The following is a 1,148-nucleotide window of genomic DNA, read 5'->3' on the forward strand; positions in this document are numbered from 1 at the left end:
TGGTGGATTTGCCTGCCACTTCACCTACACGCTTAAACACGAATTTCCATCCTCGTGCTGACCTATCTTACTGCGTCACTCCATCGATCAAACAATTCATACTAGTACAGGAATTTCAACCTGTTGTCCATCGCCTACGCTTTTCCGCCTCGGCTTAGGTCCCGACTTACCCTGAGTCGACGATCGTTGCTCAGGAACCCTTAGGCTTTCGGTGGAAAGGATTCTCACCTTTCTTTTCGCTACTCATACCGGCATTCTCACTTCTTACCAGTCCACAGCTCCTTCCGGTACTGCTTCAATCCAATAAGAACGCTCCCCTACCCAAATGCATTACTGCATTTGCCACAACTTCGGTTCTGTACTTTAGCCCCGGACATTTTCGGCGCAGAGTCTCTCGACCAGTGAGCTATTACGCACTCTTTAAATGGTGGCTGCTTCTAAGCCAACATCCTGGTTGTTTTAGAAATTCCACATCCTTCGCCACTTAGTACAGCATTAGGGACCTTAGTTGGTGGTCTGGGCTGTTTCCCTCTTGACTATGGGCCTTATCACTCATAGTCTGACTCCCATGTATAAGTATAGCCATTCGTAGTTTGACTAGGTTCGGTACCCGGTATGGGCCCTAGCCCGATCAGTGCTCTACCGCCTATACTCTCTCCATGAGGCTAGCCCTAAAGCTATTTCGGGGAGAACCAGCTATCTCCGTGTTCGATTGGCATTTCACCCCTATCCACAGCTCATCCCAAAGCTTTTCAACGCTCACGAGTTCGGTCCTCCACACAATTTTACCTGTGCTTCAACCTGGCCATGGATAGATCACTACGGTTTCGGGTCTACTATCACTAACTATTCGCCCTATTCAGACTCGCTTTCGCTTCGGCTCCATGTTTTCCACTTAACCTCGCTAGTAACAGTAACTCGCCGGTTCATTCTTCAATAGGCACGCCGTCGCGCTGCAATTATACGCGCTTCGACTGTTTGTAGACATACGGTTTCAGGTTCTCTTTCACTCCCCTCCCGGGGTGCTTTTCACCTTTCCCTCACGGTACTATGCGCTATCGGTCCATACTGGTATTTTGCCTTGGAGGGTGGTCCCCCCTGCTTCCCACAAGGTTTCACGTGTCTCGTGGTACTCTGGATACTGTCCC

1 rRNA gene is annotated in these 1,148 nt (G+C 49.7%); it reads right to left on the minus strand.

Annotation, left to right across the window (positions count from 1 at the left end):
* Nucleotides 1-1,148, minus strand: a 23S ribosomal RNA gene (locus MXE28_RS11410); the annotation flags it as partial.

Source organism: Veillonella sp. KGMB01456 (genome assembly GCF_023051165.1).
Classification (GTDB): domain Bacteria; phylum Bacillota; class Negativicutes; order Veillonellales; family Veillonellaceae; genus Veillonella_A.